This window comes from Klebsiella sp. X13, from assembly GCF_003323835.1.
GTDB lineage: Bacteria > Pseudomonadota > Gammaproteobacteria > Enterobacterales > Enterobacteriaceae > Klebsiella > Klebsiella ornithinolytica.
Genome location: NZ_CP030874.1, coordinates 1784332 through 1800892 on the forward strand (window position 1 = coordinate 1784332; position 16561 = coordinate 1800892).

17 protein-coding genes and 1 other annotated feature are annotated in these 16561 nt (G+C 57.4%); of the genes, 6 read left to right on the forward strand and 11 right to left on the reverse strand.

Annotation, left to right across the window (positions count from 1 at the left end):
* Positions 1–73 precede the first annotated feature (73 nt).
* From hisIE to hisL, 9 genes are all read right to left on the reverse strand, one after another.
* Complete coding sequence (gene hisIE, locus DSD31_RS08535) at positions 74–673, reverse strand: bifunctional phosphoribosyl-AMP cyclohydrolase/phosphoribosyl-ATP diphosphatase HisIE (protein ID WP_113990973.1); 600 nt, start codon at positions 671–673, stop codon at positions 74–76.
* The gene (gene hisF, locus DSD31_RS08540; protein WP_004864530.1) at positions 667–1443 is read right to left on the reverse strand and encodes an imidazole glycerol phosphate synthase subunit HisF; all 777 of its coding nucleotides are present in this window, start codon (positions 1441–1443) and stop codon (positions 667–669) included. Before hisF ends, hisIE begins: the two co-directional genes overlap by 7 nt.
* A complete protein-coding gene (gene hisA, locus DSD31_RS08545) occupies positions 1425–2162 on the reverse strand; it encodes a 1-(5-phosphoribosyl)-5-[(5-phosphoribosylamino)methylideneamino]imidazole-4-carboxamide isomerase (protein ID WP_113990974.1) in 738 nt (245 codons plus the stop codon). The genes hisF and hisA overlap by 19 nt, the downstream gene beginning before the upstream one ends.
* On the reverse strand, positions 2162–2752 hold the full coding sequence (hisH, locus tag DSD31_RS08550) for an imidazole glycerol phosphate synthase subunit HisH (protein ID WP_015583936.1): 591 nt from the start codon (positions 2750–2752) through the stop codon (positions 2162–2164). The genes hisA and hisH overlap by 1 nt, the downstream gene beginning before the upstream one ends.
* Positions 2752–3819: a bifunctional histidinol-phosphatase/imidazoleglycerol-phosphate dehydratase HisB gene (gene hisB / locus DSD31_RS08555; protein ID WP_015583937.1), complete on the reverse strand. Its 1068-nt coding sequence runs from the start codon at positions 3817–3819 to the stop codon at positions 2752–2754. The genes hisH and hisB overlap by 1 nt, the downstream gene beginning before the upstream one ends.
* A complete protein-coding gene (hisC, locus tag DSD31_RS08560) occupies positions 3816–4877 on the reverse strand; it encodes a histidinol-phosphate transaminase (protein WP_113990975.1) in 1062 nt (353 codons plus the stop codon). The genes hisB and hisC overlap by 4 nt, the downstream gene beginning before the upstream one ends.
* Positions 4874–6178 (reverse strand): histidinol dehydrogenase, encoded by a 1305-nt coding sequence (gene hisD, locus DSD31_RS08565; protein ID WP_048023833.1) that lies wholly within the window; start codon positions 6176–6178, stop codon positions 4874–4876. The genes hisC and hisD overlap by 4 nt, the downstream gene beginning before the upstream one ends.
* 56 nt (positions 6179–6234) lie before the next feature.
* Positions 6235–7134: an ATP phosphoribosyltransferase gene (hisG, locus tag DSD31_RS08570; protein WP_015583940.1), complete on the reverse strand. Its 900-nt coding sequence runs from the start codon at positions 7132–7134 to the stop codon at positions 6235–6237.
* 46 nt (positions 7135–7180) lie between these two features.
* Positions 7181–7303, reverse strand: a sequence feature (His leader region).
* Positions 7279–7329: a his operon leader peptide gene (gene hisL, locus DSD31_RS08575; protein WP_099130698.1), complete on the reverse strand. Its 51-nt coding sequence runs from the start codon at positions 7327–7329 to the stop codon at positions 7279–7281. (Overlaps the previous feature by 25 nt.)
* Before the next feature lie 175 nt (positions 7330–7504).
* Between hisL and DSD31_RS08580 the strand changes: the two genes are divergently transcribed.
* The 4 genes from DSD31_RS08580 (at position 7505) to DSD31_RS08595 (ending at position 10907) form a co-directional block, all read left to right on the forward strand.
* Positions 7505–8329: an SDR family oxidoreductase gene (locus DSD31_RS08580; protein ID WP_015583941.1), complete on the forward strand. Its 825-nt coding sequence runs from the start codon at positions 7505–7507 to the stop codon at positions 8327–8329.
* Positions 8330–8366: 37 nt separating this feature from the next.
* On the forward strand, positions 8367–9257 hold the full coding sequence (locus DSD31_RS08585) for a LysR family transcriptional regulator (RefSeq protein WP_032717873.1): 891 nt from the start codon (positions 8367–8369) through the stop codon (positions 9255–9257).
* Between the two features lie 236 nt (positions 9258–9493).
* Positions 9494–9559: a membrane protein YoeI gene (gene yoeI / locus DSD31_RS26600; protein WP_099002043.1), complete on the forward strand. Its 66-nt coding sequence runs from the start codon at positions 9494–9496 to the stop codon at positions 9557–9559.
* Complete coding sequence (locus DSD31_RS08595; protein ID WP_004864512.1) at positions 9549–10907, forward strand: APC family permease; 1359 nt, start codon at positions 9549–9551, stop codon at positions 10905–10907. Before yoeI ends, DSD31_RS08595 begins: the two co-directional genes overlap by 11 nt.
* A gap of 108 nt (positions 10908–11015) precedes the next feature.
* Here DSD31_RS08595 and DSD31_RS08600 read toward each other — a convergent pair whose 3' ends face one another.
* Entirely contained in the window at positions 11016–11315 is a 300-nt protein-coding gene (locus tag DSD31_RS08600; protein WP_004864510.1) for an ArsR/SmtB family transcription factor, read from the reverse strand.
* A gap of 240 nt (positions 11316–11555) precedes the next feature.
* Here DSD31_RS08600 and fusA point away from each other — a divergent pair, with 240 nt between their 5' ends.
* Positions 11556–13658 carry an elongation factor G gene (gene fusA, locus DSD31_RS08605; RefSeq protein ID WP_015583943.1) on the forward strand — a complete coding sequence of 701 codons (2103 nt, stop codon included), beginning with the start codon at positions 11556–11558 and terminating at the stop codon, positions 13656–13658.
* A gap of 114 nt (positions 13659–13772) precedes the next feature.
* Here the strand turns inward: fusA and sbcB are convergent, their stop codons facing one another.
* Positions 13773–15197, reverse strand: a complete 1425-nt coding sequence (sbcB, locus tag DSD31_RS08610; protein WP_015583944.1) for an exodeoxyribonuclease I — start codon at positions 15195–15197, stop codon at positions 13773–13775.
* A gap of 180 nt (positions 15198–15377) precedes the next feature.
* Here sbcB and dacD point away from each other — a divergent pair, with 180 nt between their 5' ends.
* Entirely contained in the window at positions 15378–16544 is a 1167-nt protein-coding gene (gene dacD / locus DSD31_RS08615; protein ID WP_004864504.1) for a serine-type D-Ala-D-Ala carboxypeptidase DacD, read from the forward strand.
* Positions 16545–16561: the final 17 nt, after the last annotated feature.

The following is a 16561-nucleotide window of genomic DNA, read 5'->3' on the forward strand; positions in this document are numbered from 1 at the left end:
CCGGGAGTTGAACAGGATCCTGAGTAAGGATGGTTCAATTCCCGGCCTTTTTTATAGCCTAAACCTGCCTTTCTTACTGATGGCGGCTTTTTAAGTTGGCAATGATATCGTCCAGCGACAGCCCCTGATCCTGCAGCAGTACCAGTAGGTGATACATCAGATCCGACGCTTCGTTCTTCAGTTCGAACTGGTCATGCACCGTCGCGGCCAGCGCGGTTTCCACGCCTTCTTCCCCGACCTTTTGCGCAATACGCTTGGTACCGCTGGCGTACAGCTTCGCGGTATATGAGCTTTGCGGATCCGCATGCTTACGCTCGGCCAGCAGTTGCTCCAGCTGATACAGGAACAGCCACTGGTGGCCGGCGTCACCGAAGCAGCTTGATGTGCCTTTATGGCAGGTCGGACCGATTGGGTTAACCAGCACCAGCAGGGTATCGTTGTCGCAATCCGGCGTAATGCTCACCACGTTGAGAAAGTTGCCGGAGGTTTCCCCTTTGGTCCACAGACGCTGTTTGGTCCGCGAATAAAAGGTCACTTTACCGCTCTCTTCGGTCTTCGCCAGCGCATCCTGATTCATATAGCCCAACATCAGGACTTCGCCGGAGATGGCGTGCTGTACGATGGCCGGCATCATGCCGTCGGTTTTTTCCCAGTCCAGCTGTTCAGTTAACATACCCTAATCTCCACGCCCTGTGCTGCCAGGTACGTTTTTAGTTCACCAATATTAATAATCTGCTTGTGGAACACCGACGCCGCCAGCGCACCGTCGACGTTGGCGTCGCGGAAGGCTTCAAGGAAGTGCTCCATGGTGCCGGCGCCGCCGGAGGCGATAAGCGGTACGTGGCAGACGGCGCGGACTTTGCGCAACTGCTCAAGATCGTAGCCGTTACGCACGCCGTCCTGATTCATCATGTTCAGCACGATCTCGCCGGCGCCACGTTTCTGGACTTCCTGCACCCAGTCGAGAGTCTCCCACTGAGTCACGCGCGTGCGGCTCTCATCGCCGGTGTACTGGTTAACGTGATATTTACCGCTCTCGGCATCAAACCAGGTGTCGATACCCACCACAATACACTGCACGCCAAAACGATCGGCCAGACGGGTAATCAGCGTCGGATCGGCCAGCGCCGGGGAGTTAATCGAAATCTTATCGGCGCCGAAGGAGAGAATCTGCGCCGCATCGTCGAGGGATTTAATTCCGCCCGCGACGCAGAAAGGAATATCGATCACTTCCGCTACCCGCGACACCCAGCTTTTATCGACGACGCGGCCGTCGCTGGAGGCGGTGATATCGTAGAACACCAGCTCATCAGCGCCTTCGTCGGCATAGCGTTTTGCCAGCGGGACGATATCGCCGATGATTTCGTGATTACGGAACTGCACGCCTTTCACTACCTGGCCGTCACGAACGTCGAGGCAGGGGATTATCCGTTTTGCCAGCATTGAATGGCCTCCGTTACATTAAATTTACCTTCCAGTAGCGCGCGACCGACAATCACGCCGCGCACACCGGTTCCGCGCAGCGCGGCAATATCCTGCAGTTCGCCGATACCGCCAGAAGACTGAAAGGCCACCTGCGGATAGCGGGCGCACACTTCTTCATACAGCGCGACGTTGGACCCCGCCAGAGTGCCATCGCGAGAGATATCGGTGCACAGGACGTGCTGCAGCCCGACGGATTGATAGCTCTCCACCAGCTCCTCCAGCGTCACGCCGGAGTTTTCCTGCCAGCCGCTCACTGCCACCTGCTTGTTGCCTTCCGCGTCGATACGCACGTCCAGCGCCAGCACCAGATGCTGCGGGCCAAAACGCTTAAACCAGCCTTTTACCACTTCCGGCGATTTCACCGCCGTCGAACCCACCACCACGCGCGCCACGCCTGCGGCAAGCAGGGCCGCCACATCTTCTTCCGTCCGCACGCCGCCGCCAACCTGCACCGGTACGTTCACGCCGGCCACCAGCGTTTTCAGCAGCGGGATCTGGCGCCTGGCCGGGTTTTTCGCGCCGGTCAGGTCGACCAGATGCAGCACTTCGGCCCCTTGGGCCGCGTAGGACTGCAGGCGCGGCAGCGGATCGTTGCCGTAGTCGCGCTGCTGACCGTAATCGCCCTGATGGAGACGGACAACCGTGCCGTCAATTAAATCTAAAGCAGGAATGATCATCACATCTCCAGGAAGTTTTTCAGCAGCTGCGCGCCGGCGCTGCCCGAGCGTTCCGGGTGGAACTGGACGCCAAAAAAGTTATCTTTCTGTACCGCCGCGGTGAACGGCTCGCCGTAATGACATTGGGCGATGGTGTAAGGATTCACCGGCATGGCATAGCTGTGAACGAAATAAAAATAAGCGCCGTCATCGATACCGCGGAACAGACGGTTCCCGGCTTTCGGATAGACCCGGTTCCAGCCCATATGCGGCAGCGGCAACCCGTGGTCGGTCATTTTAGGCACGTCTTCTTCGATAATGCCCAGCAAATCCACGCCGTTGCTCTCTTCGCTGCGCCGCCCCAGCAGTTGCATGCCGAGGCAGATGCCGAGCACCGGCTGGGTGCAGGCTTTCACCAGCTCAATCAGCTCGCGTTCGCGAATCTGGTCCATAGCCGCCTGCGCGGTACCGACGCCGGGTAAAAACAGTTTATCGGCGCGCAGCACCACATCCGGATCGCGGCTGACCGCCGGCTCGTAGCCGTGGCGGCCGATTGCCGACTTTACCGAATTGAGGTTGGCGCAGCCGGTGTCGAGGATCACCACGTTCATCACAGGACTCCTTTCGACGAGGGCAGCGTATCGCCCTGCACGCGAATGGCCTGACGCAGCGTACGGCCAAAGGCCTTAAACAGGCTTTCGACGCGATGATGGTCGTTCTTGCCCTTCGTTTTCAGGTGCAGCGTGACCGCCATGGTGTAGGAGAGCGAGCGGAAGAAGTGCTCAACCATCTCGGTGCTCAGATCGCCGACGCGCTGATAGGCGAAGTCGGCTTTATATTCCAGGTGCGGGCGACCGGAAATATCCAGCGCGCAGCGGGCCAGACATTCGTCCATCGGCAGCACAAACCCAAAACGGTTGATCCCGCGCTTATCGCCCAGCGCCAGCCTCAACGCCTCGCCCAGCGCCAGACCGGTATCTTCCACGGTGTGGTGATCGTCAATATAGAGGTCGCCGCCAACGTTAATTTCAAGACGGAAGCCGCCGTGGGTGGCGATTTGATCGAGCATATGATCGAAGAAGCCGACGCCGGTGTGGATTTTGCTGCCGCCTTCGCGATCCAGCCAGACTTTGACATCCACCTGGGTCTCTTTGGTGTTGCGCTCAACGTGGGCATAGCGGTCGCGGCGAGTCAGCTGTTCGCAGATAGTCGGCCAGTTCAGCGTCTCGCGATCATAGCGCAGGCCAGTAATGCCCATGTTATCCGCCAGCTGGATGTCGGTGGCGCGATCGCCGATAACATAGCTGTGAGCTTTATCCATGACGCCTTCTTCCAGCCACGGCAGCACCAGCTGGGTTTTCGGCTTACGGCATTCGCAGTTGTCAGCCGGCAGATGCGGACAAATCAGCACGTCGTCGAAACTGACGCCCTGGGAAGAGAACACCTGCATCATCAGATTGTGCGGGCCGTCAAACTCCGCCTGCGGCAGACTGTCGGTCCCCAGACCGTCCTGATTGGTGATCATCACCAGTTTGTAACCTTCCTGCTGCAGTTTCAGCAGGGCCGGGATCACCTGCGGCTCAAAGGCCAGCTTTTCAAAGCGGTCTACCTGAAAATCAACCGGTGGCTCGGAAATCAGCGTACCGTCACGGTCAATAAAGAGAAACTTCTGGGTCATACATTCTCCGCAGTCAAAGCGTCAATCACGCGCTGGCTCTCTGCACGGGTACCGATAGTGATACGCAAACAGCCGCTTAATGAGGGTTGTTTATTCTGGTCTCGTAAGATAATGCCCTGATCCCACAAAGATTTAAACACTGCGCTGGACGCTTTAAAGCGCACGAGGACATAGTTAGTCTCGGAGTCAAAGACCTGTTCAACGCACGGGATACCGCGCAGCTGGCCGATCAGATACTCGCGCTCGTCGAGAATCTGCGCCACGCGCGCGCGCATCGCGGCGATACCCTGCTCGTTGAGCGCCTGGGCGGCAATGTCGGCTACCGGCGTTGACAGCGGGTAGGGGGCGATGACCTTCATTAACAGGCTAATCACCTCGGCGTTCGCGAGGGTAAACCCACAGCGCAGTCCGGCGAGGGCAAAGGCTTTTGACAACGTGCGCAGCACCACCAGGTGCGGATAGTCGCTCAGCCAGCCGGCCAGCGTCGCCTGTGGGCAGAATTCGATATAGGCTTCATCGGCCACCACGATCGCCTTCCCGCGGGTCATCTCCAGCAGCTTACGCATGTCGTCGGGATTGATAATCTGTCCGGTCGGGTTATTGGGGCTGCAAACAAAAACCACCTTCACACCGTCGAGATTGGCGGCAATACCGGGCAGATCGAGCTGCCAGTCGCTCAGGGCCGGCACGGTATGACAGGCCACGCCGATGGTTTCGGCGCTGACGCTGTACATGCCGTAGGTTGGCGGGCAATAGAGCACCGCATCTTGTCCCGGTTCGCAGAAGGCGCGGATCAGCAGCTCGATACCTTCATCGGCGCCGCGGCTGACCAGAACCTGCTCCAGCTTAACGCCGGCATAGCGGGCATAATTCTCAACCACCGCCTTGGGCTGGCATTCCGGATAGCGGTTCAGCGTCTGCTGGGTCAGCTGAAATTCGACGGCGGTCGGGAATTCATTGGCGTTCAACCAGACATCGCCTTTGCCGCCCAGACGGCGAGCAGACTGATAAGGCGTCAGATCGCGCACGTTAGCGCGGGCTAAATCTTCGATGCTCATGCTTGCTCCTTAAGGGCTGCAACGCGCAGCGTAACGGCATTTTTGTGGGCGGTCAGGCGCTCTGCGGCGGCGAGGATCTCAATGGTCGAGGCGAGGGCGGCAAAACCTTCGCGCGACAGCTCCTGCACGGTCATTCGTTTCTGGAAGTCCGCCAGTCCCAGACTTGAACAGGTGGCGGTATAGCCATAGGTCGGCAGCACGTGGTTGGTGCCGGAGGCATAATCACCGGCGGACTCCGGCGACCAGTCGCCGAGGAACACCGAACCGGCGCTGGTAATGCTGTCAACCAGTTCACGGGCGTTACGGGTCTGGATAATCAGGTGTTCCGGACCGTACTGGTTGGAGATTTCTACGCACTGGGCGAGATCGCGGGCCACGATAATACGGCTGGCCGAGAGCGCTTCCCGGGCGGTCTCCGCCCGCGGCAGTTCCGCCAGCTGGCGCTCAACGGCGCGGGCGACCTGTTGCCCCATCGCCGCATCCGGCGTCAGCAGGATCACCTGAGAATCCGGGCCGTGCTCCGCCTGCGACAGCAGATCAGAGGCGACAAAGTCCGGCGTCGCGCCGCCGTCGGCAATCACCAGCACTTCCGACGGTCCCGCCGGCATATCGATCGCCGCGCCGTCCAGTCGCTGGCTGACCTGGCGCTTGGCTTCGGTGACGAAGGCGTTGCCCGGGCCAAAAATCTTATCAACTTTTGCCACCGACTCGGTGCCGAAAGCGAGGGCGGCAATCGCCTGAGCGCCGCCGACGTTGAAGATTGTGCGCACGCCGCAAAGCTGGGCCGCGTAAAGAATCTCATCGGCAATCGGCGGCGGCGAGCACAGAACCACCTGCTGGCATCCCGCGATGCGCGCCGGCGTCGCCAGCATCAGTACCGTCGAGAACAGCGGCGCAGAACCGCCGGGAATATAGAGGCCGACGGAGGCGATAGGGCGAGTCACCTGCTGGCAACGTACGCCCGGCAGCGTCTCCACATCCACGCCCGGCAGTTTTTGCGCGTTGTGGAAGGTCTCGATATTGCTGACCGCGACCGCCATGGCTTGTTTCAGCTCATCGCTGAGGCGCGCGCCGGCGGCGGCAATCTCTTCTTCGCTGACTTGCAGCGTTTTGACGTCGGTTTTATCAAACTTTGCGCTGTATTCACGCAGCGCCGCGTCGCCATTGTTTTTGACGTTATCAAGAATGTCCGCCACCGTGCGGGTGATGCTGTCGGAGGCAGAAATCGCCGGGCGCATTAAGAGCTGCTGCTGCTGTTGTGCGCTACAGCTGTTCCAGTCGATGATGGTATTGAAGCTCATGGTCGTTTCCCCTGTCTAATCTCTGAGACAGACCCGTCGGGCCTGTTCCCCGTGGATTACTCCATCATTTTCTCGATGGGCAGTACCAGAATGGAGCTGGCACCCAGCGCTTTCAGTTTTTCCATGGTTTCCCAGAACAGGGTTTCGCTGCTGACCATGTGCATGGCAACGCGCTGTTTGTCACCTGCCAGCGGCAGAATGGTCGGGCGCTCAGCGCCAGGCAGCAGGGCCACCACTTCCTCCAGACGTTCGGTCGGGGCGTGCATCATGATGTATTTGGATTCGCGCGCCTGAATCACCCCCTGAATACGGGTCAGCAGGCGGTCGATTAGCTGCTGTTTGGCATCGGCCATTTCGCCATCGCGCTGAATCAGGCAGGCTTTAGAGCGGAACATCACTTCTACTTCGCGCAGACCGTTGGCCTCCAGGGTGGCGCCGGTGGAGACCAGGTCGCAAATGGCGTCGGCCAGGCCAGCGCGCGGGGCGACTTCAACGGAACCGTTCAGCAGACAGGATTTAAAGGAGATGCCTTTCTGATCGAGGTAGCGCTTCAGCAGGTGCGGGTAGGAGGTGGCAATACGTTTGCCGTCCAGCGACGCCGGGCCGTCCCAGCGTTCATCCGCCGGAGTGGCCAGCGACAGGCGGCAGCCGCCAAAATCAAGACGACGCAGAGTGAAATAGCGCGGGTCTTCACCCTGAGCGCGACGGCTCAGCAGCTCTTCTTCCAGCACGTTCTCGCCAATGATGCCCAGATCCACCACGCCGTCCATAATCAGGCCCGGGATATCGTCATCGCGGACACGCAGAATGTCGATCGGCATATTTTCCGCCAGCGCAATCAGACGCTGGGTGTGCAAATTCACTTTAATGCCACAACGGCTCAGTAATTCGCGTGAATCTTCACTCAGGCGGCCTGATTTTTGAATAGCTATGCGTAAACGGCTGTTGTCTAACATTCTTGTTTCCTCTTAATTCCTGTCTGAATCTGTCCGAATTTGGTTCAAAAAAAAGCCCCCGGAAGTAAATCTTCCGGGGGCTCTATTCGCGCTCATGCACCTCTGGAAGATCTAAACGTCTTCCAGCACACATCGCCTGAAAGACTAGTCAGGATGATGGTGATGATGATGGTGTTTAAATTGAACGCTGTTCATAAAATTCTCTTTGAATGACTATGCATTTGATGCCTTTTAACCTAAACCACTTCAAGCGCAGAAAGCAAGGGCTTTTTACCATCATTAATTCATTTCATCTTCACTGAAGAAATTGTCAGTTGCCGCTGGCTGGCGTAGCCTTAAGTCAGCACAGCGAAAGAGTCAGGAGCCAGGTATGAAAAAGGTCGCAATTGTCGGTTTAGGATGGCTGGGCATGCCGCTCGCTTTGTCATTGAGCGCGCGGGGATGGCAGGTTACCGGCAGCAAAACCACCCAGGACGGCGTGGAGGCGGCGAGGATGTGCGGTATCGACAGCTTTCCGTTACGCCTGGAGCCGCAGCTGGTCTGCGATGCCGAAGATCTGGATGCATTGATGAACGTGGATGCGCTGGTGATTACGCTGCCGGCTCGCCGCAGCGGGCCCGGGGAGGATTTTTATCTGCAGGCGGTACAGGAGCTCGTCGATACGGCGCTGGCCTACCATATCCCGCGGATCGTCTTCACCAGTTCCACTTCCGTATACGGCAATGCCAGCGGGACGTTAAAAGAAAATTCGCCGCGCGATCCGCAAACCGCCAGCGGCAGGGTGTTGAAGGAGCTGGAGGACTGGCTGCACAACCTTCCGGGCACCTCGGTGGATATTTTGCGTCTGGCCGGACTGGTAGGGCCCTCTCGTCATCCCGGGCGTTTCTTTGCCGGGAAGTCCGCGCCGGACGGTCAGCACGGCGTGAACCTGGTACACCTGCAGGATGTCATTTCAGCAATCGAGCTGCTGCTGCAGGCTCCGAAGGGCGGACACATCTATAATATATGTGCGCCCAAACATCCGGCGCGCGGCGTGTTCTATCCGCAAATGGCCCGTGAACTTGGCTTACCGGCCCCGGTGTTTGCCGATAGTCCAAATGGCGGCAGCGGAAAAATTATCGACGGTAACCGTATCTGCTATGAACTGGGGTTTGACTATCAGTACCCCGATCCGCTGGTGATGCCGATGGAGTAATCCGCCAGCGGGGAATCGCGAACCTAAGGGGGCGGCGATGAAACCACTGCTGGATGTCCTCGTCATTCTGGATGCGCTGGAAAAAGAGGGGAGCTTTGCCGCGGCGTCGGCAAAGCTGTACAAAACGCCTTCTGCGCTGAGCTATACCATTCATAAACTGGAAAGCGATCTCAATATTCAGCTGCTTGACCGCAGCGGCCATCGGGCGCGCTTTACCCCCACCGGACAGATGCTGCTGGAAAAGGGGCGCGAAGTTCTGCATACCGTCCGCGAGCTGGAAAAACAGGCGATTAAACTGCATCAGGGCTGGGAAAATGCGCTGGTGCTGGCGGTGGATAACACCTTTCCCTTCTTTTTACTGGCGCCTCTGGTGAGCCGCTTCTATCAGCAGCATACCGCTGCCCGACTGCGTTTTGTCCGCGATACGCCGGCCAGCGGCTGGAGTGCGCTGGTGGAAGGGCGGGCTGATATCGTCGTAGGGGTCTTAAGCGACCCGCCGGCGCTCGTCGGCTATGGTTTTAGCCCGCTGGGCGAGCTGGCGCACATCTTTGTTATCGCGCCGCAGCATCCGCTGGCAAAAATGGATGCGCCGCTAAGCTGGCGGGCGATGAAACACTATCGGGCTATCGTCAGCGGGGGAGAATGGCCGCCGGTTGACGATCAGGAAAGCCTCGTGACGTACGATTTTGCCGGCCAGCTGATGTTGATTAGCGCGGGGCTCGGATGGGGGTATGTGCCCAGGTATCTGGTGCAGGATCAGCTGGAAAGCGGTGAGCTGATAGAGAAAGAGGTGGCCTCTCATTTACCCGCGCATCGGGCATGGCTTGGCTGGAATGAAGACGCCGCCGGGCTCTCTTGCGCATGGTGGCGCAGCGAGATTTTAGCAAATAATGCTATCCATACGATCTATGATATTAAAATTGTATAAATATTAATCTGTTAAGTAATTGTGGCGACGATTTGCCGCTTCAACATCTTGTCATTTGGCCAGTAAGTGTTGCAAAATACGCGGCCTGAAAAAATAGAAACTAGCCGACGCTTTTTTAAAGTGTCGGTTATTTTTTTGCTTTAAAGACACATCATTCAATACCAAGAGGCCGGGCTTCGTACCGGATAGATATTTACTAAAAACCGACAGTCGTTGTCGCTGAGGAATACACTAAAATGGGGCAATTTTTTGCTTACGCGCTGGCCTTCGCCGTAAAAGGGGATAACCACCATGTCGCATAACGCTACTCCAAAAACCTCTCGCGTGGAATTACGTAAAACGCTTACGTTGATTCCGGTTGTAATGATGGGCCTGGCCTATATGCAGCCGATGACGCTGTTCGATACGTTTGGTATCGTCTCTGGTTTGACCGACGGTCACGTCGCGACGGCTTACGCCTTCGCGTTGATCGCCATTCTCTTTACGGCACTCAGCTACGGTAAACTGGTTCGTCGTTTCCCGTCAGCGGGTTCCGCTTACACCTACGCTCAGAAATCCATCAGCCCGGCCGTGGGCTTTATGGTGGGCTGGTCATCGCTGCTGGACTATCTGTTCATGCCGATGATCAACATTCTGCTGGCCAAAATTTACTTTGAAGCGCTGGTGCCTTCTATTCCTTCGTGGATCTTCGTTGTCGCGCTGGTGGCCTTTATGACCATCTCTAACCTGCGCAGCATCAAGACCGTAGCAAACTTCAACACCCTGATCGTTATCCTGCAGATGGGGATCGTGGCGGTGATTGTTGGCCTGATTATCTACGGCGTGATGCACGGCGAAGGCGCAGGCACACTGACCAGCACCCGTCCGTTCTGGTCTGAAGGGGCGCACGTGGTGCCGATGATTACCGGTGCGACCATTCTGTGCTTCTCGTTCCTGGGCTTCGATGGCATCTCTTCGCTGTCTGAAGAGACCAAAGACGCTGAGCGCGTGATTCCGAAGGCTATCTTCCTGACTGCGTTGATTGGCGGCCTGATTTTCATCGGTGCCTCTTACTTCCTGCAGCTCTATTTCCCGGATATCTCGCGCTTTAAAGATCCGGACGCATCGCAGCCTGAAATTATGCTGTACGTCGCGGGTAAAACCTTCCAGTGGGGCGTGCTGATCTTCTCCAGCGTGACCGTGCTGGCTTCCGGCATGGCCGCACATGCAGGCGTTTCTCGTCTGATGTACGTCATGGGCCGCGATGGCGTGTTCCCGACCCGTTTCTTCGGCTACGTACACCCGAAATGGCGTACTCCGGCGTGGAACGTGCTGCTGGTTGGCGCGATTGCTCTGCTGGCGATTAAATTCGACCTGGTGACGGCGACGGCGCTGATTAACTTTGGTGCGCTGGTGGCATTTACCTTCGTTAACCTGTCGGTCATCTCCCAGTTCTGGATCCGTGAAAAGCGTAACAAGACGCTGAAAGATCACTTTAACTACCTGATCCTGCCGGTGTGCGGCGCCCTGACCGTGGGTGCGCTGTGGATTAACCTGGAAGAGAGCTCAATGATTCTGGGCCTGATCTGGGGCGGTATTGGTCTGGTGTACCTGGCCTGCGTGACCAAAAGCTTCCGCAACCCGGTACCGCAGTACGAAGACGTAGCGTAACCATCGCCCGTTGTGATTAAAAAAGCCGGAGGGAAACCTCCGGCTTTTTTGTTTTTGTCCTCGGCCGTTCCCGGCCTGACTGCGGCTGATAACCCGAATCACGCCTTCCTACATCACCTTCAGAAGCGCATCCAGCAGCCCGGGAAAGCGCGCGTCGAGATCCTCCCGGCGCAGGGAAATCATATTCTCCCGCCCCTGAGGGCGCTGCCAGATGACGCCGCTATCGCGCAGGACGCGCCAGTGGTGGGTCATCGTCGACTTGGCGATGTCTTCATGACGCAATGCGTTACAGCTCTGCTCGCTGCCGTCGGCCAGGATGCGAACGATCTCCAGGCGCATCGGGTTACCAAGGGCAAAAAGAACATTTTCCAGGCGAATGTGTTCACGTTCGGGGTGATTGGCGATCATAATAATCCTGTGTCGGCGGTTGCGCGGCTCCCGGGAGTCGCGGCCCGTATCGGCGGCTGGCAGCTAATATATCCAAACTGAGGGTCTAACGCCACGCGTGCAAGCCGTCGCTTCACCAATGACAGTAATAGCAAAAATAGTTCGAATATACTCGTACAGTTGTACTATGATGACGGCAGTTAACCACTCTGCGGCACCATTTGGCCGCTTACTGACAGTCAAAATGACTAAGGACGCATCATGCCCCGACCCATCCCTCTCGAACGTTATCGCAACATCGGTATCTCCGCGCATATCGATGCCGGTAAAACCACCACCACCGAGCGCATTCTGTTTTACACCGGAATGAGCCACAAACTGGGTGAAGTACACGATGGCGCGGCAACCACTGACTGGATGGCGCAGGAGCAAGAGCGCGGAATTACGATTACTTCCGCTGCGGTGAGCTGCTTCTGGCCCGGCATGGACCGTAGCTTCGAGCCGCATCGTATCAATATTATCGATACCCCGGGCCACGTGGATTTCACCATCGAAGTAGAGCGCTCGATGCGCGTGCTGGATGGTGCGGTGATGGTCTATGACTCCGTCGGCGGCGTGCAGCCGCAATCGGAAACCGTGTGGCGACAGGCGAATAAATATCACGTTCCGCGGCTGGCCTTCGTCAATAAAATGGACCGTCCGGGCGCCGACTTCTTCCGCGTCGTGCAGATGATGATTGACCGCCTGAAAGCGAATCCCGTGCCGATCGTAATCCCCGTTGGTGCCGAGGAGCATTTCACCGGCGTGGTGGATCTCATCAAAATGCGCGCCATTTTATGGGATGACGCAACCCAGGGGATGACTTTCAGCTATGCGCCGGTACCGGACGAGCTGCTGGCAACCGCCCGGCAGTGGCGAGAAAAAATGGTCTCCGCAGCGGCGGAAGCTAACGATGAGCTGATGGATAAATATCTCGAGAGCGGCGAGTTGAGCGAGGCCGATATTGTGGCCGGGCTGCGTAAACGTACCGTCGGCGGCGAAATTCAGCCGGTGCTGTGCGGCAGCGCCTTTAAAAATAAAGGCGTGCAGCGGATGCTGGATGCGGTTATCGAACTGATGCCTTCGCCGCAGGATGTGCCGGCGATTGACGGCGTTGATGAGAAAGGGCTGCCGGCGGAACGCCATCCTGGCGACGACGAACCGTTCTCGGCGCTGGCGTTTAAACTGATGACCGACCCGTACGTCGGCCAGCTGACCTTTATTCGTGTCTATTCCGGCACCCTGAAAAAAGGCGATGCGGTCTATAATCCGGTCAAAGGCAAGAAAGAACGTATCGGGCGTATTGTGCTGATGCATGCCAACGATCGCCATGAAGTGGATGAGCTGCATGCCGGAGATATTGCCGCCTGCGTCGGGTTGAAAGATGTCACCACCGGCGACACCCTGTGCGATCCGAATGCGATCATTACCCTGGAACGGATGGAGTTCCCGGAGCCGGTGATTTCGCTGGCGATTGAGCCGAAAACCAAAGCGGATCAGGAGAAAATGGGGATTGCCCTACAGCGGCTGGCCTCTGAGGATCCCTCTTTCCGTCTGCATACGGATGAAGAGTCCGGACAGACAATTATTTCCGGGATGGGCGAACTGCACCTGGAAATTATCGTCGACCGGATGAAGCGTGAGTTTGGCGTTGAGGCGAATATCGGCCGTCCACAGGTCACCTACCGCGAAACACTGCGTAAAACGGTGAAAGAGGTGGAAGGTAAATTTGTCCGTCAGTCCGGCGGGAAAGGGCAGTATGGTCATGTTGTGCTGACCCTCGAACCGCTGGCGCCGGGGAGCGGTTTTGTGTTTGAAGACGCAACGAAAGGCGGCGTGGTGCCACGCGAGTACATTCCTTCGGTGGAGAAAGGCTTGCGTGAAGCGATGGGCACCGGCGTGCTGGCGGGTTATCCGGTCGTCGATGTCAAAGCGACCCTGACATTTGGTTCGTATCATGATGTCGACTCATCGGAAATGGCCTTCCGCATGGCGGCGATTTTTGGCTTCAAGGAGGGGGCGCGCAGAGCCGATCCGGTGATTCTCGAACCGGTGATGCATGTGGAGGTGGAAACGCCGGAAGAGTATGCCGGGAATATTATGGGCGATCTCTCTTCTCGTCGTGGCATGGTGCAGGGGATGGAAGAGCGATTCGGCAGCCAGATTATCCGCGCGGATGTTCCGCTGGCTGAAATGTTTGGCTATTCCACTACGCTGCGCTCGATGTCGCAGGGACGAGCGACCTACAGTATGGAGTTCCATCACTACGCGGAAGCCCCGCGCAACGTGGCTGACGCGATTATCGCCAGCCGCGCCAAAGGCTAAATCACCGTTCCCGGGTCGTGGCTCTTGCCTCACCCGGGAGACGGGAGCGTGCTGTATTGGGTTTTATCGCCCGGACAGGGCGCAGCAAGCGCCGCCTCCGGGCGCTCCCGCAAATTAAACAATCTCCTGCGCGTATTGCCACAGCGCCTTCAACTGCGCGAGCTTTTCACTGTCCTGTTCATGCTGTTGATACAGCATCTGCAACTCATCGGCATAGGCCTGCAAAAACGCCGGCGTAAACACCTCGCGACGATGTTCTAACCAGCGCTGCTGCTCGGCCTCGTCAAGGCTGCCGGGGAAGTTGCGGGCGCGGTAGTTAAACAGCAGACGCTCGATCCGTTTGTCGGCAAAAGTAATATCCAGCGCCGGCAGGTTGCGCGGCTCGGTTTCCAGCACAATTTTCATCGCCGCGCGGTCGGCATCGCTGAAAAAGCCGTTATAGAGCTGAGTATCGACGTTGTCGGAGGGAACAAACGGCTCCGCTTCAGCGAAAATAGCCACCGCTTTTTCCCGCACCTGCGGATGACTGCGCAACAGCTGCAGGTTATCCAGACAGCGCTGGCGGTTAATCCCCAGGCGGTCGGCATCCTGCGGGCGTAGCGTATTATCCTGAGCCAGCACCGGGCATTTGTTGAGATGAACCAGCTTAATCGGTACCGCCGCCAGTTCGCCCAGATCGGCTTTTGGCGTGTACAGACGCTCGCGTAGGGTATCGGCATCCAGTTCCAGTAGCGGAGTCATATCGCCGGCCAGATCGACCATGATCACCGCATTGCGGTTATCCGGATGCCAGGCCAGCGGAGCCACCAGGCTGGTGTTGCCGCGCGCCGCGCCGAACATGCCGGAAACATGGACCAGCGGCTTCATTTGCGGAACGTCGATCAGCGTCGCCAGCTTGCGCTTGTTGCGATGACTATAGAGATAGTCAAACAGACGCGGTTGCCGGGCTTTGACCAGTTTTGCCATGGCGATGGTGGCGTAAACGTCGGCCATCGCGTCGTGGGCGTTGCTGTGTTCAATATCATTAGCGACAGTCAGATGCTCAAGGCGAAAGCTTGGCAGTCCGTCGTCGTTCTCCGGCCAGTTGATCCCTTCCGGGCGCAGGGCGTAACAGGCGCGCATTACATCCAGCAGATCCCAGCGAGAGTTGTCGTGCTGCCAGCTCCAGGCGTAGGGATCGTAAAAGTTACGATAGAAAATATTCCGGCTGACCTCATCATCGAAGCGCACGTTGTTATAGCCGACGATGCAGGTTTTCGGCACCGTGAACAGATCGTGAATCCGGCGGGCAAAGGCGGCTTCATTATCGCCTTTGGCGTTCGCTTCCTGCGGGGTGATCCCGGTTATCATCACCGCCTGCGGCTGCGGCAGATAGTCGTCGGCCAGTTTGCAGTAGAAAACCTCCGGCTCACCGATGATATTCAGTTCGGCATCGGTGCGAATGGCGGCGAACTGGGCCGGCCGATCGAGCGCAGGGTGGGTACCGAAGGTTTCGTAATCGTGGAATAAAAATCCGGGCTGGTTGGCGCTATCTTGCATAATCTGTTCATTTTCCATGGTGGCTGGCACCCGTTATGGTAAACGATTTACCTGGGCATCAGAAGGGCGTTGGCTGCGCGGCGCTTTTGCCGTGTCATATTTTCTTGCAATTAAACCCTGATTTGAAAGGAGAATTTCCGTAAAAAGGACGGCGAATCTGTCAATTTAGAGGATATGCCGTTGAAAGGCCGTTTTTTTATTGCTGTAACTTTGCTCGCTTCGAGCGTTTCTTGCGCATTTGCTGCCAATGATTTCCCCGTCACCGTGCCGCCACCGTCCATTCAGGCGGGCTCCTGGGTACTGATGGATTACACGACCGGGCAGATCCTGACTGCGGGTAATGAACACCAGCAGCGCAACCCTGCCAGCCTGACCAAACTCATGACCGGATACGTCGTCGATCGCGCCATCGACAGTCATCGTATCTCCTTTGACGATATTGTGACCGTCGGCCGCGACGCCTGGGCGAAAGGCAACCCTGTCTTTGACGGCTCGTCGTTGATGTTCCTTAAGGCCGGCGATCGGGTCAGCGTCCGGGATTTAAGCCGCGGCCTCATCGTCGACTCCGGCAATGATGCCTGCGTGGCGCTGGCTGATTATGTCGCAGGCGGCCAGCCGCAGTTCGTGGCCATGATGAATGAGTACGTAAAAAAACTGCATCTGCAGGATACCCACTTTGAAACCGTGCATGGCCTGGATGCGCCGGGTCAACACAGCTCGGCGTACGATCTTGCGGTGCTGTCGCGGGCGATCATTCACGGCGAGCCTGACGTTTATCACATGTACAGCCAAAAAAGCCTGACGTGGAACGGGATCACCCAGCAGAACCGGAACGGGCTGCTGTGGGATAAGACCATGAATGTTGATGGATTAAAGACCGGGCATACCTCCGGCGCCGGCTTTAACCTGATTGCCTCCGCGGTGGACGGCCAGCGGCGCCTGATTGCCGTAGTGATGGGGGCCGATAGCCCGAAAGGGCGCGAACAGCAGGCGGCAAAACTGCTGCACTGGGGTCAGCAAAATTTCGACACCGTTCAGGTGCTGCAAAAGGGCAAAAAGGTCGGCAGCGAACGTATCTGGTACGGTGATAAAGAACAAATCCAGCTGGGCACCGATCAGGATTTCTGGCTGGCGCTGCCAAAGTCGGAAGTGCCGCGTATTAAAGCCAAATATGTGCTGGATAAAAAAGATCTTGAGGCGCCAATTGCCGCAAATCAACGGGTCGGGGAAATCTCACTCTATGACGGCGATAAAGTGGTCGCTCACTGGCCGCTGGTGACGCTGGAAAGCGTCGGCAAGGGCGGGGTGTTCTCGCGGATGAGCGATTATCTGCATCACGCGCTGTAACCGCAACGCCCCGCACG